Genomic DNA, 26,331 nt, shown 5'->3' on the forward strand with positions numbered 1-26,331 from the left:
GTGGAACGCATTGTCCTGCCCGACGGCCGCATCCTCGAATACCTGGTCGAGGGACCGCCCGGTGGCCTCCCGCTGGTGCTGCACCACGGCACCCCCTCCGGCGCGGTCCGGTTCGCGCCGATCGCCGAGTCGGCCCTGCGGCACGGTCTGCGCCTGGTGCTGGCCAGCCGCCCCGGTTACGGCGGGTCCTCGCCGCACCCCGGCCGACGGGTCTCCGACGTCGCCGCCGACACGGCCGCGCTGCTCGACGGGCTCGAAGCGGCCCACTTCGTGACGGTCGGCTGGTCGGGCGGCGGGCCACACGCGCTGGCCTGCGCCGCCCAGCTGCCCGGACGCTGCGTCGGGGCCGCCACCATCGCCGGCGTGGCGCCGTACAACCCGCCCGGGCTGGACTGGCTCGACGGCATGGGCGAGGAGAACGTCGCCGAGTTCGAGGCCGCGGCCAATGGCGTGCAGGCGCTGAACACCTTCCTGACCGGCATGGCCGACGACTTGGCCCGGGTCACCTCGGACGACGTGATCGAGGCCTTCGGCGACCTGCTGTCCGAGGTGGACAAGAAGGCCCTGACCGGAGGGTTCGCGGACTATCTGGCTGAGTCGACCCGGTATTCGGTGTCGGCCGGGATCGCGGGGTGGCGGGAGGACGACCTGGCCATCCTGTCCGACTGGGGGTTCCGGCTGGCCGACATCCGCGTGCCGGTCGCCGTCTGGCAGGGCGAACAGGACAGGATGGTGCCGCCCGCGCACGGACACTGGCTGGCCGCCCACCTGGCCGGGGCCGAGGTGCATCTGCTGCCGTCGGAGGGACATCTGTCGCTGATCGCCGGCATCGACGAGGTGATCGACAACCTGCTGGCTCACGTGACTGTGTAGCGATTTTCGCGTACGCACCGGGACCGCCTCTGCTCGCATGCGCCCCGGGGTAACGTCTTCCCCGCCCGACCCGCCTCACGCGCGGGCCCGCCTCACGCCCGGCCTGCCTGACGCCCGGTCTGGCCCGCGCCCGGCCTGCCTGACGCCCGGCCTGCCTCACGCCCGGTCTGGCCCGCGCCCGGCCCGTTTCAGGCCCGGCCCGTTTCAGGCCCGGTCTGTCCCGCGCCAGGCGTCTCACGCCCGGCCCGCCAGGTGTAGTTCGCGGGCGATGTCGGCGATGGCGCCGCCGTCGCGGGCGGCGCGCAGCACCCCCCGGCCCCTAGAGTCGGACCACCTGGCCGCTGCGGGCGCTCTCGCGGGCGGCGTCGAGCACTGTCATGTTGCGGACGATGTCGGAGGGCTCGACCGGCAGCGGGCCCTCCCCGCGTACGGCGGCCGCGAAAGCCGGGTAGTAGAGATCCCACCGGCCGCGTTCGCTGCGGACGCGGGCGCCCTCGTCGCCGCGGTAGATGCGGCCCCACGTCTCCTCCGGCTCGGCACCCCACTCGTCGCCCAGCTCGGCGGGGGAGCGGCCGGCCTTGAGCGCGGCCTCCTGCCCGTCGATGCCCGCGATCACGAATGTGCCGGTCGTGCCCGCCACCCGATAGCGCGGACCCGGGGCGCCCTGACGCCAGCTGCCCGACAGGTGCGACTCGACGCCGTTGACGTGGTGCAGCGCGAGGAAGAAATCGTCGTCGAGCTCGCCGCTGCCCCGCACTTCCGCGTACGCCCGGACGGCCGGGCCGTTGAGCAGCAGCGCCTGATCGACCAGGTGGGAGCCGAAGTCGAGCAGCGTGCCCCCGCCGGCCGCGCCCGGTTTGCGTTCCGGCGCCCAGCGCTCGAAGCGGGACTCGAAGCGCCGCACGGTGCCGAACTGGCCGTCGTCGATGAGGCGCCGCAGCGTCCGGAAGTCGGAGTCGTAGCGCCGGTTCTGATAGGCGCTGAGCAGCACACCCCGAGCCTTGGCGGCGGCCACGACCGCACGGGCGCGCTCGGCGTCGAGCGTGAACGGCTTGTCGACCACCACGTGCAGCCCGTACTCGATCGCCTCGAGCGCCAGCTCGGCGTGGGTGCTGACCGGCGTGGAGATCGAAACGGCCTCGGCGCCGGCTTGTTTGAGCGCCCCGATCGAGTCGAACGCGGCCTGCTTCGGCAGATTGGCCGCCAGCTCCTTGCGCCGTTCCTCGTTCGTGGTGACGACGCCGAGGAACTCGATGTTCGCCGCGGAGGCGATCAGTGGGGCATGGAAGATGCGCCCACCCGAGCCGTAGCCGGCCAGCCCGAACTTCACCGAGTCACTCATGCCGGAAAGCCTGCCACACCCCGACCACCGCGGACCCATCGGATCGCTCGCCCTGTGGACAACTCCCGGCCTGTGGACAACCGGCTGGTGCCCTGCCCGCTGCGGTAACGTCGGGCCGCACTCGCCGCCCCGGCAGCGAGCGGAGAGGGTGGAGGCCCCCTTGGTTGGGGTGGGTTGGGCAGGTTGGGCACTTTGGGCGCGAAGCGGAACCGGGCCTTGCAGGCGGGCGGCGACGCGAAATCCGGCCCGGTCGCCCGGCGCGTACGGTGATCTGGCGCTGTCGGATGGGTGACCGGCGCCGTGGGCCGGGGCTTCTGATGCGTCAACATTTGCCGCATGAAGCAGCACGCGCAGATGGAGCGCACCCCGTTCGCCGACCTTGATCGGCAGCCCCGTGAGATGACCGCGATGCTGCTGGCCGCGCTCGAGACGATGGGGCGGCACCCGGAGATCCGGCGGGTCCGGCGTACGGGCATGGATGCTTTCCGCCCCGCCCCGGGCTGGCGGGTTCTCGACGCGGGTTCGGGCGCCGGCGACGTGGCCCGGTGGATCGCCGGTGAGGTCGGCCCGGACGGCGAGGTGGTCGCCCTCGACTATTCGGCCGCCACCATCGCCGCCGCGATCGAGCGGCATGACGGCAGCAATGTGCGTTACACCACGGGTGACGTCTCGGCCATCGACCTGCCCGCGGACAGTGTCGACGGGGTCTGGTGCGAGCGGGTGCTGCAGCACGTCGACGACGCCGACCTGGCGATCGCCGAGCTGGTGCGGGTGACCCGGCCGGGCGGGCGGATCTGCCTGATCGACACCGACTGGAGTTCGCTGGCCTTCGACGGGGTGCCGCCGCGTCTGGCCCGCACGGTGGTGGCCGACATGCACGGCCGGCTCACCCCGCGGCAGGTCGACATGGGCCGTACGCTGCGGCGGCGGCTGGTCGGCAAGGGCCTGCGCGACGTCAGCGCGACCCCGGTGACCTGCCTGTTCGCCGACCCGGCGTCGGCCGCGGTGGTGCTGCCGATGGTGAATCCCCGGGTGCCTGAGGAAGCTTGGATGACGGCCCCGGGCGTACGGGGGAAATGGTTCTCCCACGTCGAGGAGGCGGGCGCTCGCGGCGACTTCCTGGCGGTGCTGACGATCTGGGCGGTGACCGGCACGGTCGGCTAGGAGCCCACCGGCCGCCAGTACTGCTTCTTCTTGTCGTCGCGCACCACGAACCCCAGTCGGCCCAGCTCTTCCCGGAGTTCCCGGACATCCTCGTCGTCGCCCGAGTTCAGGGCTTTCTGCCGGGCCGCGAACACGGCGTTGGCCGCGCCGGACACTTCGGGCAGGTTCGGAACCCAGCGCCGGTACGCCTCCAGGTACGGATCCTGTTCGGCCCAGGCCACGCCGCGCGACCCGAACGCCTGGCTGAGCCGCTTCTTCGGCAGGTGGGACGGCTCGCGGGCCAGTTCCTGCCCGGTGCGCCCGAGCAGCACGAGCTGGTCGCGGTCGGGGAAGGCCACCGCGATCTCGCCCTTGGGCACCGCGCGCCGGTGTCCGGGCCGGGTCAGCACGACCTCCGTCGGCGAGATCAGCACGGTCAGCGACTCGGCGTCGACCAGGCCCGCGAGGATCAGCCCGATGACGAACCCGACGCCGAGCCCGACCACCAGATCCCACGGCTCGGGCAGTTCCCGTACGAGGTTGAGCGGCCCGCCGAACGGCAACCAGTCGATCAACAGCAGCACACCCCACAGCAGCGCCGCACCGGCCAGGGGGAGGCAGAGCCACACGAGAACCCGGGACCACATCGGGGTGGGCACGGTTGTTTCCTGTTCCAGCACGGTGTCGAGTCTGTCCCGGCGGGGGGCCCGGCGATACCGACCCGGGTCGACCCGGCATAGACCAAAGTCGACTGCGCGCCCGCGTACGCCGCCGGTAGCGTCGAGCCCATGAGGAGATGGCTGCTGGACGGGGCAGTGGCCCTGGCGGCCGTGGCGGTCGGCGTCTTCTTCCTGACCAATTCGCTGTCGGACGAGGGCGGCGCGCCGCTCCCGCTCGAGGTGACGCTGGGCGTGCTGTCGGCGGCCGGTCTGGTCCTGTTCCGGCGCACCCGTCCGGTTCTGCTCGTCCTGCTCCTGTTGCCGCTGGCCGTCCTGTTCGCGATGCCGATGGGCGCCTTGCCGTTCGCGCTGTTCAGCCTGGCCGTGTATCGCCGCGCCTGGCTGCCCGTGACGCTGCTGGGGTTGCACGCGACGGTGATCGCCGTGGTCTACCGGGTCGCGCTCGGGGCAACCCAGCTCTACTACGAGAGCGTCGTCTTCGTCGTGCTGGTGCACGTCATCGCGGTCGCGCTCGGCATGCTGACCCGTTCGCACCGGCAGCTGGTCGCGTCGTGGGCGGCCCGGGCGCGGGAGGCCGAGGAGGGTCAGCGGTTGCGGGTCGAGCAGGCCCGCCTGGCCGAGCGGGAGCGGCTGGCCCGCGAGATGCACGACGTGCTGGCTCACCGCATCTCGCTGCTCGCCGTGCACGCGGGGGCTTTGGAGGTACGCCGGGAGGCCTCCCGCGAGGAACAGCGTGCGGCCGGCGTGATCCGCGAATGCGCGCACGACGCGCTGGAGGATCTGCGCTCGGTGATCCACGTGTTGCGGGCTCCCGCCGAGGACCAGCCGCAGCCGACCCTGGGTGACGTCCCAGCGCTGGTCGAGCAGTCCCGGGTCGCAGGGGCCGAGGTGGGGCTGGTGCTCGACGGCGAGCGGGACGTGCCCGAGAACGTGGGCCGGCACGCCTACCGCATCGTGCAGGAGGCCCTGACCAACGCGCGCAAACACGCACCGGGCGCCCCGGTCGAGGTGGCCATCACCAGCGGCGCCTCCAGCGGCACGGAGGTGGCCGTGCGCAACGCCCTGACGGCGCCGGGGCCGCTGTTGCCGGGCGCCGGGGCCGGGCTCACCGGACTGCGGGAACGTGTGGCGCTGGCCGGCGGGCGCATCGAGCACGGCCCGACCCCGAGCGGCGAGTTCCGTGTGAAAGCCTGGCTCCCGTGGTGAAAGTCCTGCTCGTCGACGACGACGCCCTCGTACGGGCCGGTCTTGCCATGATGCTCGGGGCGTTCGACGACCTCGAGGTGGTCGGCGCGGTCTCCGACGGCAGCGAGGTGGCCTCGGCCGTCAACTCGCACCGGCCCGACGTCGTGCTGATGGACATCCGGATGCCGGGGCTCGACGGGCTCACCGCGACCGAGACGCTGCGCGCGCGCAAGGACGCGCCCGAGGTCATCGTGCTGACGACGTTCGACACCGACGAGCACGTGCTGCGGGCGCTGCGGGCCGGTGCGGGCGGCTTCCTGCTCAAGCACACCCCGCCGCGCGAGATCGCCGACGCCGTACGCCGGGTCGCGGCGGGGGAGCCGATGATGTCGCCCGAGGTGCTGCGCAAGATGATCGGCCTGGTCTCCGGTGTCGGCGTCGACCCGGGCCGCGACCGGGCCCGTGCGGCCCTCGAACGGCTCAGCCCGAGCGAACAGGACGTCGCGCGGCTGATCGCCGAGGGCCGCACGAACTCCGAGATCGCGGCCGAGCTGCTGATGAGCGTCGCGACCGTGAAGGCGTACGTGTCGAGGATCTTTACGAAGCTGTCGCTGACGAACCGGGTGCAGATCGCCCTGCTGGTGCACGACGCCCGCTGACCTTGCGGCCGCGCGGCGCCATGCGGGCCAGCAGCGCGTCCAGCGGCATGCTGGCGAACCCGATCCGCACGTCGCTGGCCCCGTACGGGACCCAGAAGCGCCCGTCGTGCACGAGCCCGCCGCACGAGTAGAGCACGTTGGGCACGTACCCCTCACGCTCGATCTCGTCCGGGTCGATCAGGCCCTCGGGCAGGTCGGCGATCACCTTGGCCGGGTCTTCCAGGTCGAGCAGCATGGCGCCGATCGCGTACCGCCGCATCGGGCCGACGCCGTGGGTGAGCACCAGCCAACCGGCCTCGGTTTCGATCGGCGAGCCGCAGTTGCCGACCTGGATCAGGTCCCACCCGCGGTGCGGCGTCAGCAGCGGCACCGACGGCTGCCACCGGTGCTGGTCGTCGCGCACGGACAGGCCGAGGGTCTCGCCGTCGGAGCGGCAGAGCGCCATCTTCTGGCCGTTGATGTAGCGCGGGAACAACGCCATGCCCTTGTTGGCCGCGGCCGGCCCGCTGAGCCGGGTCACCTCGAAGTGCCGCAGGTCGCGCGAGAAGATCACCCGGCCGGAGATGTGCCGCCCGTCGTACGCGGTGTAGGTGGCCTGATAGACGTGGCGTCCGTCGGGGTCGGTCACCCGTACGAACCGGGCGTCCTCCATGCCGTTGCTCTCCGTCTGGGTGGCGGGCCACATGACCCGCTGGTGCAGCGGCACCGCGCAGGGGAACTGCAGCGCGTAGTCCTCGGACACGAAGTGCCGGATCCGGTCGATCGTGTGCTGCGCGAACGGCCGGCCCAGCAGCTCGCCCGGCACGTGCGCGATGACGTCCTCGAACTCGACGTCGATGAACCGTTCGGGCAGCGCCGACAGCACGTACGAGGACGCCTCGTTGTCGATCTCGGCGTCGATCAGCGCCGCGGCCAGCTGGTGCCGCCAGTGTGTGGCGCCGACCCGCTGGCCGATGGTGAGCGGCCCGTCGCGGTTCTCCAGGAGCAGCTGGTCGCCGGGACCGAGCACGGCCGAACAGAACCCGATCGACGAGATGTGCCCCTCGCCGATCTGCCGCAGACTGATCGCGACCCGCAGCTGACCCGGGTCGAGGCCGGTCTGGTCGGGGTGCTCGACCATCGACGGGTTGCACAGGGCGGCCGCCTCGACGGAGTACTCGTGGCTGAAGTACGCGCCGATCAGGCTCCGCGCGGCCGGCGACAGGTCGATCTCGGGCGGCACCCGGTGCTGCACCAGCTCGTAGTGGTGGGCGAAGGTGCCGAGCAGGTCGTGGTGCCGGCCGCCGAAGCGGGTCAGCACGTCGTCGAGCAGCCGGCCGATCTCCTCCTCGTCGAGCTGCAGGATGCGTTCGATCAAGCGGCCGGCCCGGTTCTTGACGGTCTGGCCGTCCTCGCCGGGCACGAACAGCTTGATCACGACGCGCCGGCCGTCGGGCTGCATGACGACGTCGTGCCGGGTGAGCATGTCTGAAGTATTCACGGTTGCGGTCACGCTAGGCCGCCTGACGGTCGGGTCGCGCTCCGGCTCGCCAGCGTGCGGGCATGCTGCAGCGTGGAGACGAGCGCGAGGGTGGATTCGGCTCCTTGATTCACATTAGGGCCATTAACCGTCAGTCCGTCATAACATCCACCGGTTAGGGGGTCGTACATCGGTTGTTTGCCGTCGTTGTCGCCGAGGAACCAGGCGACCGCACGGAACAACTGTTCGTCCCAGCGGTCGTCGCCGGTGACGGCGGCCGCGGTGGCGCAGGCGTCGGCGGTTGCGGCGGCCTCGATCGGCTGCTGGTCGAAGCGGTGCTTGGGCACCCCGGGCCGCCACCCGCCGACCGGCACGACCGACAGGTGCCCGTCCTGGTCCTGCTCGCGGCAGAGCCAGGCCAGCATCCGCAACCCGCCCCGCAGCAGCTGCTCGTCGCCGAGCAGATCGCCCGCCGCGATCAGCACCTCGGCCAGGGCCGGGTTGGAGTAGGTGAGCTCGGGCTCGGGCCAGACCCAGTCGGCCTGACCCGGGGGCAGGCCGATCACCGTCGCCGCGTCGGTCAGCAGCTGGGCGGCCTCGGCGGCGCGCGGGTCGGTACGCAGCACCTCGGCCGCGCCCAGCCCGGCGAACGCCATCGCGCGGGGCCAGGACGAGCGGGCCCGGCAGCCGATCAGGAAAGCGTTCAGCGCCTCGCGCCTGATCCACGGCACTGTCGAGCGCCCGGCGGCGGTGCCGAGTCCCCACAGCGCCCGGCCCCACCAGTCACCTGTCGACGGGTCGTCCTCCCACGTCCGCCCGTACGAGAAACGGTTGCGGAAGCCGCCGTCCGCGCTGCCCGCGTGGGTCAGAAACGCCAGGTAGCGCTCGGCCAGCCCGACGAGTTGCACGGTCGGGCGGGGTTCACGGCAGATCAGCAGCAGGCCGCGGGAGACGTCGTCGACGCAGTAGCCGTGCTCGCGGCGGACGGTCGCGTTGCGCGCGTGCTCGAGCAGGCCGGTGTCGTCGGAGAGCCGGATCACGTGCGACCAGTCGGGCTGCGGAGCGTCGGCGAGCTGGATGGGTGGCGGGACCAGGCGGAGCCCATTGGGGGCCTTGGACGTGGTCACGCCGGGACCGAGGCGGCCAGGGGCGTACGGGTGAGCAGGCGCGCGGCGAGCGACTGGTAGCGCGCGGCCACGGCCGGCCAGCGCAGGGTCGGCCCGCCGGTCAGCCCGGTGAGGCCGACCGACAGGCTGGGCTCGGCGAGCGCGTGCCGGATCGCCGAGGCCATCGCCTCCGGGTCCTGATGCGGCACCAGCAGGCCGGGGCCGTCGGCCAGCAACTCCACCGCGTGCGGGAACTCGGTCGCCACGACCGGGATCCCGGCGCCGACGGCCTCGATGAGCACCCCGGAGGTGACCTGCTCGGTGGAGTCGTACGGCAGCACCACCACGTCGGCCGAGCGGATCAGCCGGGACAGCTCGTCCTCCTCCAGGTACGCGTCCTCCCAGCGCACGGAGCCGGTCACCCCGAGCGAGGCGGCCAGCTCCTTGAGCGAGTCCCGGTACACGTCGCCGAACTGCTCGAGCACCTTGGGATGGGTGCGCCCGGCCACCGTGTAGACCGGCGCCGGATCCAGGTCGCCGAGCAGCGCCAGGGCCCGGATCGCCCACTCGATGCCCTTGCCCGGCCCGAGCAGCCCCCAGGTCAGCAGGGTGGGGCGGTCGTGGTCCTCGCGGGGGCCGGTGCCCCGGCTGGCCGCGCCGTGCGGGATGACGGAGATCTTGCGCGGGTCGACGTCGTAGCCGTCGGTGAGCCGCCGGCGCGCGGTGTCGGTCATCGTGACGACCGCGTCGGCCGCCTCGGCGATCTGTTCGAGCACCTGCCGCTGCAGCGGATCGGGCGAGCTGAGCACGGTGTGCAGCACGACGATCGACGGCACGGTCAGGGCGCGCAGCAGGGGCAGCACCTCGTTGCCGGCGTCGCCGGGATAGATCCCGTACTCGTGCTGGATGATCACGACGTCGTAGCGGTTGAGCATCTCGGCCGCGGTCCGCCACCCGCCCGGGGTGTCGGTGTGCCAGGTGTGCACGGTTCGCGGCGCGGCCCGGTCCAGCTCGATCCCGCCCGAGACGCTGTCCTTGGACAGCAGCCGGACAACTCCCGAGGAGCCGCCATTGCTCAGGTGGGAGGCGAGTGCCGCATTGAAGGTCGCCAAACCGCATTGGGTCGGCGGGTAGGTGCTCAGAAAACCGTACGTCGCGGGCATGACAAAGCCTTTCTCGTGCTGGGCTGCCTGTCCGCAAGCACGGCTCAGCGCGCGCGGGCAGGCCGTTGGCGGCCGCGCACAACGCCATTGCGGAGCTTCGGGAAATTGCCCGGTTCAACGCGCAATTCGCAATGTGACGTTAACAACCGAGTCTATTCAGCTGATGATTTTTCGGTAAATCTCCAGGTAGTTCTCCACCATCCGGTCACGGGAGAACCTTTCCCGGGCCCGTCGCGCGCAGCCCGCCCGGTCGATCCGGCGCACCTTTTCCAGGGCCGCGACCGCCTCGTCCACGTCCTCGACCAGATGCCCGGTTACGCCCTCGTCGACCACTTCCGGCATCGACCCTTTCCGGTACGCGACCACCGGTGTCCCGCAGGCCATCGACTCCACCACCGACAGCCCGAACGGTTCGGCGAACCGGATCGGGTGCAGCAGCGCGAGTCCGGAGCCGAGGATCGCGCCGCGCTGGTCCGGCCCGACCGAACCCAGATGGACGACCCGGTCCCCGTCGATCCGGGGCTCGATCAGCTCCTCGAAGTACGCCCGGTCCTGCACGATCCCGCACATCACCAGCCGCCGGCCGGCCCGCCGCGCGATCTCGATCGCCAGGTCGGTGCCCTTGTCGGGGTGGATGCGGCCGAACAGGATCAGGTCGTCGCCCGCGGTCTCCCGTACGGGCAACCCGCCCAGGTCGATGCCGTGGTGCACGGTTCCGAGGTATTCCAGGTCGGGGGAGCGGTCGCTGTCCGAGATCGACACGTACGCGGACCGGCCGCGGCGGTAGGCGGGCAGGATGTTCGAGCCCGAGAAGCCGTGGATCGTGGTCACCATCGGCGCCCGGCACAGCTGTGAGAAGGCCAGCGGCAGCCAGTCCAGGTGGTTGTGCACGAGATCGAACTCGCCCGAGCGGGCCAGCGCGTGCCCGACGTGCAGCGCCTCCCAGACCCGGCCGTCCAGCTCGTCGCTCTCCTCGTACCCGGTCGGCGCGACCCCGTCCAGGCCGGCCTTGGTGATCGAGTCGAGCGTGGCGAACAGCGTCACGTCGATGCCGCGTTCCACCAGTCCTTCGGTGATCAGGCTGGTCACGAGCTCCCAAGGGCCGTAGTGCAACGGCGGGGTGCGCCACGCGATCGGGCCGAGCATGGCCACCCTCACGACAAATGCCTCATTCTGGTAGTTACCACGTGGTTAGTATGCCCACCGGTTTGACCGGGCGTTCTCGTGTTAGAGAAGACCCATGACGGATCTCTGGTGGAAGAGCGCGGTCGTTTACCAGATCTACCCGCGGAGCTTCGCGGACGCCGACGGCGACGGCATGGGCGACCTGCGAGGAATCATCGCGCACCTCGACCACCTGGCCGAACTGGGTGTCGACGTCATCTGGCTGTCCCCGGTCTATCCGTCGCCGCAGGACGACAACGGCTACGACATCACCGACTACCAGGACATCGAGCCGGTCTTCGGCACCCTCGAGATCTTCGACGAGCTGCTGGCCGGGGTGCACGCCCGCGGCATGAAGCTGGTCATGGACCTGGTCGTCAACCACTCCTCCGACGAGCACCCCTGGTTCGTCGAGAGCCGGTCGAGCAAGGACAACCCGAAGCGCGACTGGTATTGGTGGGCGCCCGCCCGCGAGGGTTTCGAGCCGGGTACGCCCGGGGCCGAGCCGACCAACTGGGGCTCGGTGTTCGGCGGGCCGGCGTGGGAGCTCGACGAGAAGACCGGCGAGTACTACCTGCACCTGTTCTCGAAGAAGCAGCCCGACCTCAACTGGGAGAACCCGGAGGTCCGCGAGGCCGTCTACGACATGATGAACTGGTGGCTCGACCGGGGCATCGACGGCTTCCGGATGGACGTCATCAACATGATCTCGAAGGTGCTGCCGCTGCCCGACGGCCGCGTCACGGCGGGATCCCTGTACGGGGACGGCTCGGCCGGTTTCATCAACGGCCCCCGGCTGCACGAGTTCCTGCAGGAGATGCACGCCAAGGTCTTCGCCGGCCGCGACGCGATGCTGACCGTGGGCGAGATGCCCGGCGTGACGGTGGACGAGGCGATCCTGTTCACCGACCCCGAGCGGCACGAGGTCGACATGGTCTTCCAGTTCGACCACGTCTGGGCCGACCGCGGCGCCGACCCGTGGCTGCTGGTCCCGCTGAAGCTGACCAACCTCAAGGCCATCTTCAACCGCTGGCAGGTGGGGCTGGCCGGCGTCGGCTGGAACAGCCTCTACTGGAACAACCACGACCAGCCGCGCGCCGTGTCGCGGTACGGCGACGACTCGGACGCGTACCGGGTGGCCTCGGCCAAGATGCTCGGCACGGTGCTGCACCTGCATCGCGGCACGCCCTACATCTATCAGGGCGAAGAGCTGGGAATGACGAACTTTCCCTTCCGTACGATCGACGAGTTCCGCGACATCGAGGCGCTCGGCCAGTACGCGCAGGCGGTCGACCTGGAGGGCCGCTCACCCGAAGAGGTGCTGACCGTGCTGCGCGCCCGCGGCCGGGACAACGCCCGTACGCCCATGCAGTGGACCGCCGCCGAGCACGCCGGGTTCACCACCGGCACGCCGTGGCTGGCCGTCAACCCGAACTATCCCGAGGTCAACGCCGAGGCCGCGCGCAACGACCCGGACTCGGTCTTCCACTACTACCGCAAGCTGATCGAGCTGCGGCACACCGAGCCCGCGGTCGTCGACGGCGACTTCACCATGCTGCTGCCCGGCCACGAGCAGCTGTACGCGTTCACCCGCCGCCTCGGCAGCACCGAGCTGCTCGTGATCGGCAACTTCTCGGGCGACACGGTGACGGCGGACCTGGACGACGACTGGTCGGGCGCCGAGCTGCTGCTGACCAACCTGCCGACGGCCCCGAAAGACCTCACGCTGGAGCCGTGGCAGGCCGTCATCTACAGGCGAACGGTGTGATCACTCAGGCCGTCCGTCGGGGTCGAGGCCCCAGGTGCCGTCGTAGAAACCGAGTAAGAACGTGTCACCGGTGGGATACACCGTCACGGTGACCTTCTTGCTCACACTGCGCCGGTGCGGCACGCCGGCCTTCAGCATGCGCACGCTCGCGCTGTAGGTCAGGTTGATCTTCAGCCACTTGGTCTCGTCGTCGAGGTAGACAACCGGCTGGCCGATCCTCTCGTCGACCACGTAGGGGCCGGTCGGCGCGAAGGTGAAGCCGTGGTCGCCCAGGTTCCACAGGGCCACCATCTTCAGCTCGCCGGCCGCCTCCTTGTCGCCCTTGAGGGCCTTGGCGAGCTCTTGACGCCAGGCCTTACGGACGTGCGGGCTCATCGGCTTCTCGACCGAGGCGAAGTCGGCGCGGGTGTATTTCGCCTTGGGCCGGAGCCGGTCCAGCTTCCAGCTCTCGGCCCGCAGATAGGCGACCACCGCGTCGTACGTCCGGTTGGTTCGTTTCTCTCCGTACTTGGCTAGGACCGCCTTGCCGATCACCGGTCGCTCGATCACCGGCGTGGTCGAGTAGGCGGCGAGCTTTTGGTCGAGGTAGGAAGGCCGGAGCGCCGTAGGCGCCGGGCTGGGCGCGGACGGCGACGGGGCCGGGGATGCGGATGCGGCGGCCGACGGGCTCACTGGAGCCGCGGTCGTCCCCTGAGCGGCCGAGCACGCCGTGAGGCTCGCGACGAGCAGGGCGGCCAGAGCGGGTCCGAAGCGGACAGGTCTCATGGGTGGATCTTTCTCGCGATTGAGGGTGCTCAATGAGAGCACAACCTTCAACCGCGAGTCGGGACGGGTCAGGCCGTGGTCAGCTCCAGCGTGGAACCGGGCTTGATCGAGGTCTCGGCCGGCACGAGGCGGGTGGCCCAGCCGGGCGGCTCCCCCGTGCCGTAGTTGCGCAGGAAGCGCGGATGCGCGCCGCCGCTCACCTGGATCCGTACGCGATGACCGGGCCGGAAGACGTGAGCCGTGTGACCCAGGTCGACGGTGACGTGGCCGTCGGCTGTCATGCGGGTCAGGCCGTCGCAGACGTTGAGCGACAGGCCGGACGGGTCGACGTCGCAGAGCCGGACGAAGAGGTCGCCGCTGGCCGCCGTGGTCGACGCGTCAAGTTCCGCCCGTACGGGTCCCATCAGCGTCAACGGCGTCTCGAGCGGCTCGCCGGTGAACAACAGCACGTCGGCCCGGCGTTCCAGGGGCGCGTTGTCGACCTGGCCCTGGGTCGGTGACTGCAGCGCCCCGCCGATCGAGGGCGTCGGATCGGCCGGGTCGTAGCGGAACGACCACCCGCGCTCGGCCCGCAGCCGGTCGAGCGGCAGGGTCAGCGGGTGTGCCTCGGGCGGCGGCCACTCGGGCAGGTCGCGCCACTCGCCGATGCCGCCGACGTGCACGCGTACCCGGTAGGCCGGCGGCTCACCGCGAAGACGGCGCAGGGCCTGCGCGAACGCCTCGGGCCAGTCGCGCTCCAAGTAGTTCGTGTGTGTCCACGGGCCGATCAGCAGGTCGACGTCGCGGCCGGCCGCACGCATCCGGGTGTACTGCTCGATGACCTGCCCCGGCGACAGGTCCCACCAGCCGGTGAGCAGGCTGGTCGGCACCTCCATGGCCCCGGCCACCGCAGCCAGGTCGATCTCGCGCCAGAACTCGGGCTCGGGATGGGTCAGCCACTCCTCGAGCGCCGGCCGCCGGCCCCCGATCGCCGACGGATAGACGTCGAGGAGCGGCACGCCGTGGGTCGCCTTACGCAGCCGGAACTTCAGGCGCAGGGCGCCGCGCAGCATGTCCCACGACGTGACCCGGCCCTGCCGCAGGGCGAGGCCGCCGACCAGCGCGCGTTCCAGCCCGAACGCGCCGGTCGACCAGAAGAAGTCGTACGGGTCGGTGTGGCCCACCTGCATCACGGCGCCGCGCCACTCGGGCGGCGGGTCGACAGCCAGGGCCGCCTGCGTGAACGCCATGTAGCTGGCGCCCAGCGTGAACAGGTCGCCGGTGAACCAGTCCTGCTTGCGCAGCCACTCGACGGTGGCGCGACCGTCGGCGACCTCGTTGCTCCAGGCGTGGAACGTGCCGCCCGACCCGCCGGTGCCGCGGCTGCTCTGCAGCACGACGTGGAAGCCCTGCTCGGCGACGCGTACTCCGAAGAACAGATTCCAGGGGAAACCGCCCCGCACGTACGGGGCCCGGATGAGCACGGTCGGGCAGGGCTCGCCGGTGGCCGGGGCGTAGTGGTCGGTCAGCAGCGGGCTGCCGTCGGCCGCGGGAACGGGCAGCGCGGTCTCACGGCGTACGGCGTAGGGGGCTTTCGGGCCCCGGCGGGCAAGGAGTCGGAGGGACAGTGGCAGTCTTCGCATGGCTACCCCCGCATTTCTCGTACGTTGTACCGAAAATACTAGCAGGAGGTTTCGATGCCCCGCGGACGCCCGCCCGCGCACACCCGGGAACAGGTCGTCGACGCCGCGATCCGGATCGCCGACGTCGAGGGACTGGCCGCGGTCACCATGCGCCGGATCGCCCAGGAGCTCGGCGCGGGCGCGATGTCGCTCTACACGTACGTGCCCGACAAGGACAGGCTGATCGACCTGATGGTGGATCGGGTCAGCGAGCCGTCCGGGCTTCCCGGGGTCACGGGCGACTGGCGTACGGACCTGATCGCCCTGGCCAAGGCTCAGCGCACGCTCATGCTGGCGCACCCGTGGCTGCCCTCGGCCCTGCCGAACCGGCGGCTGACCGGGCGCAACATGCTGGCGTACCTGGAAAGGGGTTTGGCCTGTCTCGCGCCGACCGGGCTGGACGGGCCGGCGAAACTGGAGATCATCGCGTTGACGACCGCGTTCGTGGCGTCGTTCGTGACGGCCGAGCACGCCGGCGCGACCCCGCCCGAGGAGAACGTCGCGCTGATCGCCGAGGCCGTCGCCGGTGGCGAGTTCCCCGAGCTGGCCGCGGCGCTGGCCGACGGGGGCCGGGAGCACGACCCCCGGCCCGGCTTCGACCGCCTCGCCGACTGGATGATCACCGGTCTGGTGACGCAGGCGCTGGCGGCTACTTGAGGTAGACCAGTCCGTCCAGCGCGACTCCCGGGCGGCCCGGCGTTCCCTCGACCACCACCCGTACGGTGTGCTCGCCGCTGCCCGCCCACGAGCGTGACCACACCACCTGGCGCGGCGCCGGGCTCGCCGAGCGCAGGTCGACCATGCCCTGCGGCCGCCCGTCGACGAACACCCCGACCCGGCCCGCGTTCGGTCCCCGGCTGAGGACCAGCGCCGCCGAGGCGCCTGTGAACGTCCAGCTCGCGCTCGCTCCGCGCACGCTGCCGCCGGCCGCCGTGCCGCCGAGATAGGCCTTGTTGCGCAGCGCGCGCCAGGTTCCACGGCGCTCGGCGGACACTTCCGAGATCACCCACGGCGTACGGGTGATGGTGGCGCTCGTGGCGTTGCCGGCCCGGTCGACCGCCCGCACCGTGAACGGCGTGGCCCGGTTCGGCGGCGCCGCCACGTCCCGGCTGCGCGTGGTCGTGCCCAGGTTCACCGGCAGCGGACGGGTCAAGCCGACCGAGCCCAGCGCGACACCGTCGCCGACGTCCCAGCGCAGCCGCAACGGCACCGCCCCGGCGTTGACCGTGCCCGCCCGCAGCGCGAGGGCCGGTTTGGCCGCGAACACCGGCGCGTCCGCGTCGACGACGACCCGGCTGCTCACAGCGGTCGAGCGGCCCGACAGGTGCAGGGCCCGTACGGTCAAGGTGTGGCTGCCCGGCGTGAGGCTCAGCCGGGTCGTCCGGTGCCCGGCCGGCGCCGCGACGCGCAACACTCCGTCGACCCACACCTCGAACCGGTTGATCAGCCCGCTCGGGGTGCTGGTCGTCCAGACCGGCTGGATCAGGCCCTTGGTGAAGTAGCGCCGGGCCGACAACGCGGTGCCGCCGATGCGCAGCACGTGCACGTCGGCCGGGGCGGCCCCGGCGATCGCGCGGATCGCCGGCAGTTGCGCGTACAGGGCGTTGCCCGGGCAGGCGGTGAGGCCGGCGTCCCGGTGCCCGGCGATGCGCCACAGGGTGGCCCGCTGCCCCTTCGGGAAACGGGGGCCACCGCCGGAGGTGAGCGTGACCCGGCCGTTCGGCGCGTTCCCGTACGCCCCCAGCTTGTACGCGGCCACGGCGGCGATCACGGTGCGGACCCTCGGCGTGACCCCGCGCCCACGGTAGTCACCGATCACGGCGATCGAGCTGGCGTCGGCGTTGAAACCCGCGGTGTGCGCGCCCAGCACGGTGCGGCCGGCCCCGCCGCGGCGGCCCTCGAAAACCGTGCCGCACTTGTCGACCAGGAAGTTGTAGCCGACATCGTCCCAGCCGCGGCTACGGACCTGATACGTCTGAATGCCCCGGACGATGCCCGCCGACTGCGCGCAGGTGTAGCCGTTGCCGGTGGCCGTGTGATGCACGAAGAAGACCTGGGTGGGGCCGGTGTATTCCGCTTCGCCCTTGACGATGGTCTCGTCGGCCCGCCACCCCGCCCGGCTGACCATCCGCGGAACCGGGCGCGCCGGCAGCGGAACGGCCGATTTGCGCCGTCCCAGCTCCAGCCGGGGCGCTTCCTGGTTCCAAGCCGTGCTGTCGGCGGCTTGTTGGCGGGCCTTCTCGTGCTGTGCCGTCTGGTCTGCGGCCTGTTTGCCGGTCTTCTCCTGCCGTTTCCTATGGTTTTCGGCTTGTTCGCGCGCTGATTCCGGTCTCGCGGGGCTCTCCGGTGCGTCGGGGTTGACCAGGTCGAGGCGCAGGCCCCGGGGGAGGGCGCGACGGCCGCCGATGACCCGCGCTTCGACCGCGTTCGAGGGGCCCACCCACAGCGGGTCGGACGACCCCCGTACGTCGGCGGGAGCGCGACCATCGGTCTCGAGAGTCCGCCAGTGGCTCCACCGGGCCGAACCGATCGCCCGCGTGCGGACCTGCACGACCCCGTCGACGGTTGCGCGCGGATCCGCCCAGGTCACGCCGACCATGCTGAACGGCGTGACCACCGCCGCCGACCGCCCGCCGAAATCAACCGTCTGCAGGACCTCGGCGGCGACCCGGTCCGGCCGCTGCTGCGACTGCGGATGCCGCTGCCGCTCTACCGCTCGTGCCGGGACGCTGCCGGTGCTCGCGATCATCGCAAGCAGTCCCGAGGCAGCCAGAAGCTTCGTCCGATTCCGGTGCACGTGTCCCCCCGTGGTGCTGGTTCATCGGCCAAGTGACACCTTCGCCGCTACCAGCACCGCCCGTCCCGGAAATCCGAAACTATCCCGGGTATCCCCGACGAAATGCCCGAACGCCTGTGGACAAGCCCAAGAGCCTCCACACGGCCTGTGGACAACCCGAATCGATGATCGCCGAAAAGGCGTAGCGTCGTCTGTAGGGTGGCGGCCCCCTGGACGGGGTGGGTATGGCTGGGAGTAGTACCAGGAGGCGCGGTCAAATCCCCGGCGTGCTGCCCGTCGACGGGTCATGTGCCCCGGCATGCTGCCCGTTGACGCCTGAGACCCCGGCTCACTCGGCATGAGGTAGCTCAGCCGGCAGAAGGCGGCCGGCGAAAGCACCCCGCACGAAACCCGCCATCTCGTACGGCGTGCCGTACTTAGGCCGGCCCCCTCAGGGTTGAGTGATCAGCACGACTTTGCCGTGGCTGTGGCGGGATTCGACGGCCCGGTGCGCCTCAACCACCTCGGCGAGCGCAAACGCGTGCACCGGCATCCGCACGACACCCCGGGCGGCCAGTTCGGCCACGTGCGCGAGTCGTTTCGGGTCGCGGCCGGCGCGCACCACCCGGGTGCCGTGTGAGGCCGCCGCTTGATCGTCCACGATTGTGCCGATCCGGTCGAGCGGTATGCCAAGTTCCACGGATTGAGCGATCGCCTCCGCCCCGGCCCCGTCGAGCGCCACGGTCGGCTGCAGCCCCAGCGCCCGCACCGCACCGACGAGGCCGGGGCCGTACGGCACCGGAGCAGCCCCCTGACGCCGTACGCGGTCGTGGTTCTGCGGACTGGCCGAGCCGATCACCGTGGCCCCGGCGTGCCGCGCGAGCTGGGTCGCGACGGTGCCGACACTGCCCGCCGCCGCGTGCACGAGCAGGGTGTCCCCTTCGCCGACGCCCAGTTCGAGCAGCGCGCCGCTCGCCGTCTGGGCCGCGGCGACCAGGGCGGCGGCGGTCGGGAAGTCGAGCGCCGGCGGCTTGCGCACCACGGTTGCGGCCGCCACGACCACCAGTTCCGCGTTGCCGTTGAGCATGGTCGATCCGAGCACGGGGTCACCCACGGCCAGATCCTGTACGCCCTCACCCAGCGCGTCGATCACGCCGGCGTACTCCTGGCCGATCGTCTGGGGGAACGCCACCTCGGCCCACGGCATCTCCCCCTGCCGCACGGCGACGTCGAAGGGCTGGACCCCGGCGGCCAGCACCCGTACGCGCACCTCGCCGGGGCCGGGCTGCGGGTCGGGAATGTGCACCACGTGCAGCACGTCGGGCGGGCCGAAGCGGTCGAACACGGCAGCTCTCATGCCGCCGAGCGTGCAAGCTGAACCACGGTTGAGGTCAAGCCGCCGGACAGGTCGGCTTTGGTGGACGGGTGGTCACGATCGGAGCGGCCGCCGCCACCGCCGGGCGCGGCGTCGCTACCGTTAGCCCGTGTCTAACGTCCCGTGGTGGGGGCTCCCCCTCATCGCCGCGCTGTTCGCCCTTGCCGGAGCGGCGGCGGTGCAGCTCCTGTCGGCCCGTAACGATTACCTGCTCAGCCGCCGCCGGCGCACCAGGAGGTGGTACGAGGAACGCAAGGCGGCGTATGTGGCGCTGCTCTCCGTCTTCGAGCGTGACACCTTCCGTCTGCGCGCGGCGTTCGACGCGGGCGAGAAGCCGGTACCCGCGCTGGTCTACCTCGACGAGGTCGGCCCGGCCCTGATGAATGTGCGGCTGCTCGCCTCGGGCCCGGTGCGCAGCGCCGCTCTCGCCGTGCATCTGCTGTTGCAGAAGTTGCACGGCGAGATGAACCCGGCCTCGGTGATCGGGGTGCAACCCGAGATCCATTTCCGCGAGTTGCTGACGCAGGTGCCGCTGGTCATGCAGCAGTTCGAGGCGGCCATCCGCGACGAGCTGGGCATCGATGCCACCCCGCCCGCCCCGCCCGCGGCGCCGAACGGGCGGTCCCGGGGACTGCTGAGACGCCCCGCACGTGACGAGCCTCTGGAGGGTTTGGCCGAGATCGGGCAGGATCGCAAGGTGTGACCGATGACAGCGTTCCCCTCGACGCCGTGTCCGCCGCCGTGGTCGACAGCGGGATTGTCGCGATCCTGCGTGCCCCCACGGCCGACTATTTCGCCGCCGTCGCCGAGGTGCTGGCCGACAACGGCATCACCGCGATGGAGGTGACCCTCACGTCGCGCGGTGCCCTCGAGGCGCTGGCCGGTCTGCGCCGTCAGCTGCCCGCCTCGGTGGCGATCGGCGCCGGCACGGTGCTCACCGCCGACGACGCGAAGGCCTCGGCCGACGCGGGCGCCGAGTTCCTGGTGTCCCCGGTGCTCGACGTCGATCTCGTACGCGGCGCCGGGCTGCCGGTTTATCCGGGCACGTACACGCCGACCGAGCTGTACGCGGCCCATCGTGCCGGCGCCCCGCTGGTCAAGGTGTTCCCGGCGTCGAGCCTCGGCCCGCGCTGGCTGAGCGACGTGCGCGGCCCGTTGCCCCAGGTCAACGTCATGCCGACCGGCGGCGTCAAGATCGAGGACATCGCCGACTGGCTGTTCGCCGGGGCCAAGGCGGTCGGTCTCGGCGGCCCGCTGGTCGGCGACGCCGTCACCGGGGGCAGCCTGGCCGCCCTGGCCAACCGGGCCCGGCACGCGGTGAGCGCGGTCCAGTTCGCGCGGTCATGAGCGGGCTTTTCACCTTCGGCGAGACGATGGGCCTGGTCGCCGCCGACGGCATCGGCCCGCTCGGGCACGCCAAGAGTTTTTCGTTCGGCATCGGCGGCGCTGAGAGCAACGTCGCGATGGGCGTGGCCCGGCTGGGCGGCGAGGCGACGTGGCTGGGCCGGGTCGGGCCGGACGCGACGGGCGAGCTGATCGCCTCGCGGACAGCCGCGGCCGGCGTACGCACCCTGGCCGTCACCGACGAGGCTTTCACCGGCCTGATGGTGCGGCATCGGCGTTCCGGGGAGTTCGCCCAGGTCGACTATCACCGGGCGGGCAGCGCGGGCTCGCGACTCTCCCCGGCCGACGTCCCCGCTCACGAGCTGCGGGGCGCGTCGATCGTGCACGTCACCGGCATCACGCCGGCGCTGAGCGAGACGGCCCGGGCGGCCGTCTTCCAGTCGGTCGAGACGGCGAAGGCGGCCGGGGTCGCCGTGTCGCTCGACGTGAACTTCCGGGCCAAGCTGTGGAGCCGGTTCGACGCCGCGCCCGTGCTGCGTGACCTGGTCAAGCGGGCCGACATCGTCTTCGCCTCGCCCGGGGAGGCGGCGTTGTTCGTCGACACGGACGACGTGCCGGGAAATCTCGCCGCGCTCGGGCCGGCCGAGGTGATCGTGAAGGACGGCGGAAAGGGTTGCACGGCCCTGATCGACGGCGTGCGGCTGAGCCGGGCGGCGCTGCCGGTGACGGTGGTCGACCCGGTCGGCGCGGGGGACGCGTTCGTGGCGGGCTACCTGGCCGACAGGCTGGCCGGGGCCTCACCCGAGGAGCGGCTGGCCACGGCCATCGCCACCGGGGCGTTCGCGGTCACCGTGCCCGGCGACTGCGAGGGCGCACCCACGCGGGCCGAGTTGGCGGCGTTGCAGGGCGACGACGTACGGCGTTAGGAGGTCAGAGCCGGGCCTGACGCTTACGTTCGCGCTGCTCACGGGTGTAACGCTTGCGGTTTTCGAGGTCGCGCTTCCACTGCTCGCGGGCGCCCGCGTCGCAGCCCTGCACGGCGCCCTTGGTCTGGGCCGGGCCGATCAGCGACCGGAACCACCAGTCGTCGAACGTCTCGCGGAACCACTGGCGGAGCCTCATGTCAGTGCCCTCCATTCGATGCCGTGCCAATAATTTGTACCCCAACTATCGGCGCCGCATCAAACGGATGTGAGCGTTTCCACGGCCGCCGCGGCCTTGTCCGTCCGCGTACACCTGCGACTCGGCGTGCGCCTCGGAGAACGGCGGCTGGAACCCGACCCCCTCCCGGTCGTAGCCTCGACCCCACCAGGAGCGTGGAAAGGGGAACGGTGGACGCGGAGGTGGAGGCCGGGGTGCGCGAGCACCTGCAGGCGGGCGAGGCGGTGCGCTCCGCCGTGTGGGTGAGCCGCGCTGACGGGCGTACGGAGGCCGGGCTGAGCCGGGCCGAGCTGTCGCCGTTCCGGTTCCGCCGGATCCGGCCCGACCGCCCCGGCGACCGGCGTGGCCTGCACGGGGTTCCGGCCAGCCTGGCCGTCGGCCTCGACGAGCACATCCGCACCGTTAACGACCCGCGGGTGCTGGCCCTGACCGGCCAGCGCTTGCTCCTGCTGGCCAAGCGGGGCCTGTTCCGCCGGTCCGCCCGGGAGCTGCGCCTGCTCTGGCAATCCCCCCGTACGGCGTTGAGAACAGCCACCGATCAGGGCAACGGGCGCCTCCGGCTCGACTTCACCGACGGTTCCGCCGTCGTCCTGCTCACTCCGGTTGCGGGTCTGCCCGCCTTCCTCGACGCCTGATCGTCTCCGCCCGCGCGGCGAGAAAGTCACGCTCGGTCTCGTTGGCCGTCAGAACCAGGGCTTCCCCGTACGCGGTGATCGCCTCCCCGGTGCGGCCCAGGCGGCTGAGGAAGTCGGCCCGAGCCGCCGCCAGGTACGGATAGGTGGCCAGCGCGGGCTCGGCGGTCAGCGGCTCCAACGCCGCCAGTCCCGCCGCGGGCCCGTCGCGGAAGCCGATCGCCACCGCCCGGTTCAGGGCCACCACCGGCGAGTTGCCGGTGAGCCGCAGCAGGACCGTGTAGAGGCCGACGATCTCCGCCCAGTCGGTCTGCTCCCACGTCGGGGCCTCGGCGTGCACGGCGGCGATCGCGGCCTCGACCGAGAACCGGGACGGTGGGTGGTGGCGCAGCGAGTCGGTCAGCAGTGCCACACCCTCGGCTATCCGCTCGCGGTTCCAGAGCGTGCGGTCCTGGTCGGGCAGTAGCAACAGACGGCCGTCGGCGCCGACCCGGGCCGCCGAGCGGGCGTCGGTCACCAGCATCAGCGCCAGCAGAGCGGTCACCGGCGCCGAGCGGGGCATGAGCAGGTGCAGCGTGCGGGCCAGCTGCACGGCGCTCGCGGTCAGGTCGGCCCGGATCAGCGACGGGCCGGTCGGCGCCGTGTGGCCGGTGGTGAACAGCAGGTGCACGACCTCGAGCACAGGTTCGAGCCGCTCGGCCAAAGCCTCCGGCGGTGGGACCGCGTACGGGATCCGTGCCGTCGCGATCTTCTTCTTGGCCCTGGTCAGGCGGGCGGCCAGGGTCGGCTCGGAGACCAGGAAGGCGCGCGCCACGTCGGCCGTCGAGAGGCCGCAGACCAGGCGAGCCGTCAACGCCACCTGGTGTTCGCGCGACAGGGCCGGGTGACAGCACGTGAAGATGAGCCGGAGCCGGTCGTCACCCGGTGTCGTGCCGGGCGACACCAGCAGCGGCAGGCGACGCCGGAGCGCCTCCTCCCGCCGCAGCACGTCGAGCGCCCGGTTGCGGGCCACCCGGGTGAGCCAGGCGCCGGGCCGCTCCGGGATGCCGTCGCGCTCCCACGTCCGCAGGGCCTGGGCGTACGCGTCCTGGGTGCACTCCTCGGCCAGGTCCAGATCCCGCGTGACCTGCACGGTGGTGGCCAGCACCTGGGCCCAGTCGCGGCGGTGCGCCTGGGCCAGGGCGTCGGCGACCGAGGTCATCCGTGGTCGACGACGGGCCGGATCTCGACCCCGCTGTGCCCGGCCCGCACCTCGGGCAGCAGCTTGGCCAGCACCAGCACCTCGTCCAGGTCGTGCGCCTCGAGCAGGTAGAACCCGCCCAGCGCCTCCTTGGTCTCCAGGAACGGCCCGTCCGAGGTGGTGAACCCGCGCAGGGTCGTGGCCGTCGACGCCGACTCCAGTTCCTGCCCGCCGATGACCCGGTCGCCCGCCGCCGCGCGGAACTCCTCGTGCGCGACGTCGTGCGCGCGGCGCTGCTCGGGGGTCATCGCCTCCCACTGGGCCGGGTCGCCGTAGATGAGCAGCGTGTACTTCGCCATGATCAGTTCCTTCCGTCGTGGCCGGTTCTACCCTGCCGACGAACGGCGCGGCCCCGGAATCGACAGCTCTAGGAAACTGCCGGCTCGATCGTCAGCGTCCCGGCGTCGGCGTCCAGCATCGCCGGCGTGCCGACCGGAATTGCCCCTTGACCGATCGGCAGACCGCCGAGGATCGGCACGCCCAGTGGCGCCAGCCGGTCACGCAACACGTCGAGCACATTGCCCGGCCCGCACTCCAGGTAACGACCGACGGCCACCGCCCGTACGCCCTTGAGCCGCCCCGTGCGATGCAGCATGGTGAGCTGCCGGTCGATCTGGTCGGGCCGCAACCCGTACGCCTCCAGCAGCAGGATCGCCCCGTGCAGGCTGGGCAGGACCCACCCGGCGGCGGTGGCGATCTGCTCCTGGTCGCCGCCGAGCAGCACCCCCGTCGCCCGGCCGCTCGTGGTCAGCTCGGCCGTGTGCGAGTCGGGAACGCTGCGCACCACCACCGGCTCGGTGCCGAAGGCGGCCGCCACGAACGACTGGTCCGGCACGCCGTAGATGCCGGCCAGCCCCGCCCGTTCCCAGAAGGCCAGGTGCAGGATCGTGCACTCGCGGAACCCGACGAGCAGCGTCGGCAGGTGGGCCGCCGTGGCGAAGTCCAGGTCGTCGGCGATCCGGTGGGCCTCGGCGCCCGTGCCGACCGCGACGATCGCCTTGATCGTCAGGTCGCGCAGGGCGCGGTCGATGTCCTGGACCCGTTCCCCGTCGTCCACCGCGTCCAGCGCGTGCGTGCCCACCGAGACCTCGAGGCCCTGGTTCTTGAGCCACTGGGCGGTGCGCTCGACCTCGGCCCGGTCGGGGGTGCCCGTCGGCGCCACTACTCGGACGTGGTCGCCGGCCCGCAGCCGGGGCGGCCGGACCACATCGACATACTCGTATGCACTCTGCACTTCCGCATTATCGCGAGACTTTTCGCCCGCCGCCTCCGGCATGTGACCGGATCGTTCCGGCTCCGGACGCGATGGTGTCTTTCCCGGCCCCCGGCGCCAGGCGCAGGCTGGTCGGCATGACAACCGCGCTTCTCGTCATCGACGTCCAGGAATCGTTCCGGCAGCGCCCGCTCTGGCGCACCCTCCACAATCCCGCGTTGATCGCCAACGTGGGCCGCCTGGTCGAGGCCGCCCGGGCCGCCGGCGACCTCGTCGTGTGGGTGCTGCACGCCGAGCCCGGCACCGGGAACCTCTTCGACCCCGAGAGCGGGCACGTCCGGGTCGTCGACGAGCTCAAACCCGCCCCCGGCGAGCACGTCGTCGTCAAGACCTCGCACAACGCCTTCACCACGACCAACCTGCAGCAGCTCCTGACCGCGGCCGGGGTCACCGCCGTGACGACCTGCGGCCTGCGCACCGAGCAGTGCGTCGAGACCACCACCCGGGTCGCGTCCGATTTCGGGTACGCGGTCACCTTCGTCACCGACGCAACCGGCACGTTCCCGATCCCGCACCGGACGGCTCCGGCCGAGCAGACCGTCGAGGAGCTGCTGGCCGACCCGCGTACGCTGTCGGCCGCAGACGTGGTGTCCCGCACCGAATACGCGCTGGCCGGCCGCTTCGCCGGCGTGCGCACCGTGGACGACTACCTGGGGGAGTGACCGGATCGTGCGGCGTGTGGTGTTCGTCCTGACCCCGCGGCTGCACCTGCTCGACCTGGCCGGCCCGGCCCAGGTGTTCTCGACAGCGCCCGGCTACCGGCTCGACTACGTGGCCGAGACCCCATCCGTGCCGTCCTGGCAGGGGGTGACGCTGCAGGCCGCGGTCCGATGGCCTGCGCTGACCGCCGACGACCTGGTGCTGGTGCCCGGCTGGCGCGACGGCTACGAACCGGTCGGCCCGGCCATGCTGCGGCGGATAGCGGCCCACCACGCCGCCGGGGGTACGGTGGCCAGCGTCTGCTCGGGCGCCGAGGCGCTGGCGCGGGCCGGGCTGCTCGACGGGCGGCGCTGCACCACCCACCACGACCTGCAGGATCGGCTGGCCCGGCAGTTCCCGCGCGCCACCGTCGTACGGGATGTGTTGTTCGTCAGCGACGGCCGGGTGGTGACGTCGGCCGGGATCGCCAGCGGCATCGACCTCGCCCTGCACCTGGTCGCGCAGCGCCATGGCCCCGCGGTGGCCGCCCGGGTGGCCCGCGAGATGGTCGTCTACGCCCGCCGCAACGGCGACGAGCAGCAGGCGTCGGCCATGCTGCGCCATCGCGCCCACCTCAGCGACGTCGTGCACCGCGTCCAGGACAGGATCGACGCCCAGTTCACCGCCGCGCTGCCGCTGGGCGAGCTGGCCTCCGGCGCGGGCGTCAGCGAACGCACCCTGACCCGCCTGTTCGAGTCGGCCACGGGCCGCACCCCGCTGCGCTACCAGCAACAACTCCGCCTCGAACGGGCCGAGTACCTGATCGGCCACGGCGCCACCGTCGAGTCCGCGGCCCGAGCCGTCGGCTTCAGCGACGCCCGCATGCTCCGCCGCCTCCGCTCCCGCACCTGACCCCCCGCCCC

26 protein-coding genes are annotated in these 26,331 nt (G+C 71.8%); 12 read left to right on the forward strand and 14 right to left on the reverse strand.

Annotation, left to right across the window (positions count from 1 at the left end; genetic code table 11):
* Positions 1-873, forward strand: a complete 873-nt coding sequence (locus C8E87_RS24285; RefSeq protein WP_133875221.1) for an alpha/beta fold hydrolase — start codon at positions 1-3, stop codon at positions 871-873.
* A 319-nt stretch (positions 874-1,192) separates the two neighbouring features.
* On the opposite strand, the gene C8E87_RS24290 is transcribed toward C8E87_RS24285, so the two are convergent.
* Complete coding sequence (locus tag C8E87_RS24290) at positions 1,193-2,215, reverse strand: Gfo/Idh/MocA family protein (protein WP_133875222.1); 1,023 nt, start codon at positions 2,213-2,215, stop codon at positions 1,193-1,195.
* A 336-nt stretch (positions 2,216-2,551) separates the two neighbouring features.
* Here C8E87_RS24290 and C8E87_RS24295 point away from each other — a divergent pair, with 336 nt between their 5' ends.
* A complete protein-coding gene (locus C8E87_RS24295; RefSeq protein WP_133875223.1) occupies positions 2,552-3,379 on the forward strand; it encodes a methyltransferase domain-containing protein in 828 nt (275 codons plus the stop codon).
* On the opposite strand, the gene C8E87_RS24300 is transcribed toward C8E87_RS24295, so the two are convergent.
* Positions 3,376-4,038, reverse strand: coding sequence for a YqeB family protein (locus C8E87_RS24300; RefSeq protein ID WP_133875224.1), 663 nt, complete (start codon positions 4,036-4,038; stop codon positions 3,376-3,378). The two genes, C8E87_RS24295 and C8E87_RS24300, sit on opposite strands and share 4 nt — an antisense overlap.
* Positions 4,039-4,146: 108 nt before the next feature.
* Here C8E87_RS24300 and C8E87_RS24305 point away from each other — a divergent pair, with 108 nt between their 5' ends.
* Both C8E87_RS24305 and C8E87_RS24310 read left to right on the forward strand, forming a co-directional pair.
* Positions 4,147-5,244 carry a sensor histidine kinase gene (locus C8E87_RS24305; RefSeq protein WP_133875225.1) on the forward strand — a complete coding sequence of 366 codons (1,098 nt, stop codon included), beginning with the start codon at positions 4,147-4,149 and terminating at the stop codon, positions 5,242-5,244.
* The gene (locus C8E87_RS24310) at positions 5,229-5,882 is read left to right on the forward strand and encodes a response regulator transcription factor (protein ID WP_133875226.1); all 654 of its coding nucleotides are present in this window, start codon (positions 5,229-5,231) and stop codon (positions 5,880-5,882) included. Before C8E87_RS24305 ends, C8E87_RS24310 begins: the two co-directional genes overlap by 16 nt.
* Here the strand turns inward: C8E87_RS24310 and C8E87_RS24315 are convergent.
* The 4 genes from C8E87_RS24315 to C8E87_RS24330 form a co-directional block, all read right to left on the reverse strand.
* The gene (locus C8E87_RS24315) at positions 5,821-7,362 is read right to left on the reverse strand and encodes a glycoside hydrolase family 130 protein (protein ID WP_307870529.1); all 1,542 of its coding nucleotides are present in this window, start codon (positions 7,360-7,362) and stop codon (positions 5,821-5,823) included. The genes C8E87_RS24310 and C8E87_RS24315 overlap by 62 nt on opposite strands.
* A gap of 8 nt (positions 7,363-7,370) precedes the next feature.
* Complete coding sequence (locus C8E87_RS24320) at positions 7,371-8,468, reverse strand: glycosyltransferase (RefSeq protein ID WP_133875227.1); 1,098 nt, start codon at positions 8,466-8,468, stop codon at positions 7,371-7,373.
* Complete coding sequence (locus C8E87_RS24325) at positions 8,465-9,610, reverse strand: glycosyltransferase (RefSeq protein ID WP_133875228.1); 1,146 nt, start codon at positions 9,608-9,610, stop codon at positions 8,465-8,467. The genes C8E87_RS24320 and C8E87_RS24325 overlap by 4 nt, the downstream gene beginning before the upstream one ends.
* A 156-nt stretch (positions 9,611-9,766) precedes the next feature.
* On the reverse strand, positions 9,767-10,768 hold the full coding sequence (locus tag C8E87_RS24330) for a glycosyltransferase family 4 protein (RefSeq protein ID WP_203720467.1): 1,002 nt from the start codon (positions 10,766-10,768) through the stop codon (positions 9,767-9,769).
* 82 nt (positions 10,769-10,850) lie between these two features.
* On the opposite strand from C8E87_RS24330, the gene C8E87_RS24335 reads away from it, so the two are divergent.
* Positions 10,851-12,542, forward strand: coding sequence for a glycoside hydrolase family 13 protein (locus tag C8E87_RS24335; RefSeq protein WP_133875229.1), 1,692 nt, complete (start codon positions 10,851-10,853; stop codon positions 12,540-12,542).
* On the opposite strand, the gene C8E87_RS24340 is transcribed toward C8E87_RS24335, so the two are convergent.
* The gene (locus tag C8E87_RS24340) at positions 12,543-13,307 is read right to left on the reverse strand and encodes a hypothetical protein (protein WP_133875230.1); all 765 of its coding nucleotides are present in this window, start codon (positions 13,305-13,307) and stop codon (positions 12,543-12,545) included.
* Positions 13,308-13,375: 68 nt separating this feature from the next.
* Positions 13,376-14,929 carry a CocE/NonD family hydrolase gene (locus tag C8E87_RS24345; RefSeq protein WP_133875231.1) on the reverse strand — a complete coding sequence of 518 codons (1,554 nt, stop codon included), beginning with the start codon at positions 14,927-14,929 and terminating at the stop codon, positions 13,376-13,378.
* A gap of 54 nt (positions 14,930-14,983) precedes the next feature.
* Between C8E87_RS24345 and C8E87_RS24350 the strand changes: the two genes are divergently transcribed.
* Entirely contained in the window at positions 14,984-15,625 is a 642-nt protein-coding gene (locus tag C8E87_RS24350) for a TetR/AcrR family transcriptional regulator (protein ID WP_133875232.1), read from the forward strand.
* On the opposite strand, the gene C8E87_RS24355 is transcribed toward C8E87_RS24350, so the two are convergent.
* Both C8E87_RS24355 and C8E87_RS24360 read right to left on the reverse strand, forming a co-directional pair.
* Positions 15,618-17,717, reverse strand: a complete 2,100-nt coding sequence (locus C8E87_RS24355; RefSeq protein WP_239079910.1) for an N-acetylmuramoyl-L-alanine amidase — start codon at positions 17,715-17,717, stop codon at positions 15,618-15,620. The two genes, C8E87_RS24350 and C8E87_RS24355, sit on opposite strands and share 8 nt — an antisense overlap.
* A gap of 478 nt (positions 17,718-18,195) precedes the next feature.
* On the reverse strand, positions 18,196-19,101 hold the full coding sequence (locus C8E87_RS24360) for an NADP-dependent oxidoreductase (RefSeq protein WP_133875233.1): 906 nt from the start codon (positions 19,099-19,101) through the stop codon (positions 18,196-18,198).
* A 127-nt stretch (positions 19,102-19,228) separates the two neighbouring features.
* Here C8E87_RS24360 and C8E87_RS24365 point away from each other — a divergent pair, with 127 nt between their 5' ends.
* Genes C8E87_RS24365 through C8E87_RS24375 form a run of 3 tightly spaced genes read left to right on the forward strand, consistent with a single transcriptional unit; the run spans position 19,229 to position 21,389 of the window.
* Positions 19,229-19,822, forward strand: a complete 594-nt coding sequence (locus C8E87_RS24365; RefSeq protein WP_133875234.1) for a hypothetical protein — start codon at positions 19,229-19,231, stop codon at positions 19,820-19,822.
* Entirely contained in the window at positions 19,819-20,466 is a 648-nt protein-coding gene (locus C8E87_RS24370) for a bifunctional 4-hydroxy-2-oxoglutarate aldolase/2-dehydro-3-deoxy-phosphogluconate aldolase (protein WP_133875235.1), read from the forward strand. Before C8E87_RS24365 ends, C8E87_RS24370 begins: the two co-directional genes overlap by 4 nt.
* Complete coding sequence (locus C8E87_RS24375; protein ID WP_133875236.1) at positions 20,463-21,389, forward strand: sugar kinase; 927 nt, start codon at positions 20,463-20,465, stop codon at positions 21,387-21,389. Before C8E87_RS24370 ends, C8E87_RS24375 begins: the two co-directional genes overlap by 4 nt.
* A 4-nt stretch (positions 21,390-21,393) precedes the next feature.
* Here the strand turns inward: C8E87_RS24375 and C8E87_RS24380 are convergent, their stop codons facing one another.
* On the reverse strand, positions 21,394-21,585 hold the full coding sequence (locus tag C8E87_RS24380; protein ID WP_203720468.1) for a hypothetical protein: 192 nt from the start codon (positions 21,583-21,585) through the stop codon (positions 21,394-21,396).
* A gap of 209 nt (positions 21,586-21,794) precedes the next feature.
* On the opposite strand from C8E87_RS24380, the gene C8E87_RS43805 reads away from it, so the two are divergent.
* Complete coding sequence (locus tag C8E87_RS43805; RefSeq protein ID WP_166661226.1) at positions 21,795-22,259, forward strand: hypothetical protein; 465 nt, start codon at positions 21,795-21,797, stop codon at positions 22,257-22,259.
* Here C8E87_RS43805 and C8E87_RS24390 read toward each other — a convergent pair.
* The 3 genes from C8E87_RS24390 to C8E87_RS24400 all read right to left on the reverse strand — a co-directional run bounded on the left by C8E87_RS24390 (position 22,219) and on the right by C8E87_RS24400 (position 24,730).
* A complete protein-coding gene (locus C8E87_RS24390; RefSeq protein WP_133875238.1) occupies positions 22,219-23,457 on the reverse strand; it encodes an RNA polymerase sigma factor in 1,239 nt (412 codons plus the stop codon). The two genes, C8E87_RS43805 and C8E87_RS24390, sit on opposite strands and share 41 nt — an antisense overlap.
* Positions 23,454-23,795, reverse strand: coding sequence for a YciI family protein (locus C8E87_RS24395; protein ID WP_133875239.1), 342 nt, complete (start codon positions 23,793-23,795; stop codon positions 23,454-23,456). Before C8E87_RS24395 ends, C8E87_RS24390 begins: the two co-directional genes overlap by 4 nt.
* A 68-nt stretch (positions 23,796-23,863) precedes the next feature.
* The gene (locus tag C8E87_RS24400; RefSeq protein WP_166661227.1) at positions 23,864-24,730 is read right to left on the reverse strand and encodes a S66 peptidase family protein; all 867 of its coding nucleotides are present in this window, start codon (positions 24,728-24,730) and stop codon (positions 23,864-23,866) included.
* A 116-nt stretch (positions 24,731-24,846) separates the two neighbouring features.
* On the opposite strand from C8E87_RS24400, the gene C8E87_RS24405 reads away from it, so the two are divergent.
* Entirely contained in the window at positions 24,847-25,431 is a 585-nt protein-coding gene (locus C8E87_RS24405; protein WP_133875241.1) for a cysteine hydrolase family protein, read from the forward strand.
* 7 nt (positions 25,432-25,438) lie between these two features.
* Positions 25,439-26,320: a GlxA family transcriptional regulator gene (locus C8E87_RS24410; protein ID WP_133875242.1), complete on the forward strand. Its 882-nt coding sequence runs from the start codon at positions 25,439-25,441 to the stop codon at positions 26,318-26,320.
* Positions 26,321-26,331 lie beyond the last annotated feature (11 nt).

This window comes from Paractinoplanes brasiliensis (assembly GCF_004362215.1).
In the GTDB taxonomy this organism is placed as follows: Bacteria; Actinomycetota; Actinomycetes; order Mycobacteriales; family Micromonosporaceae; genus Actinoplanes; species Actinoplanes brasiliensis.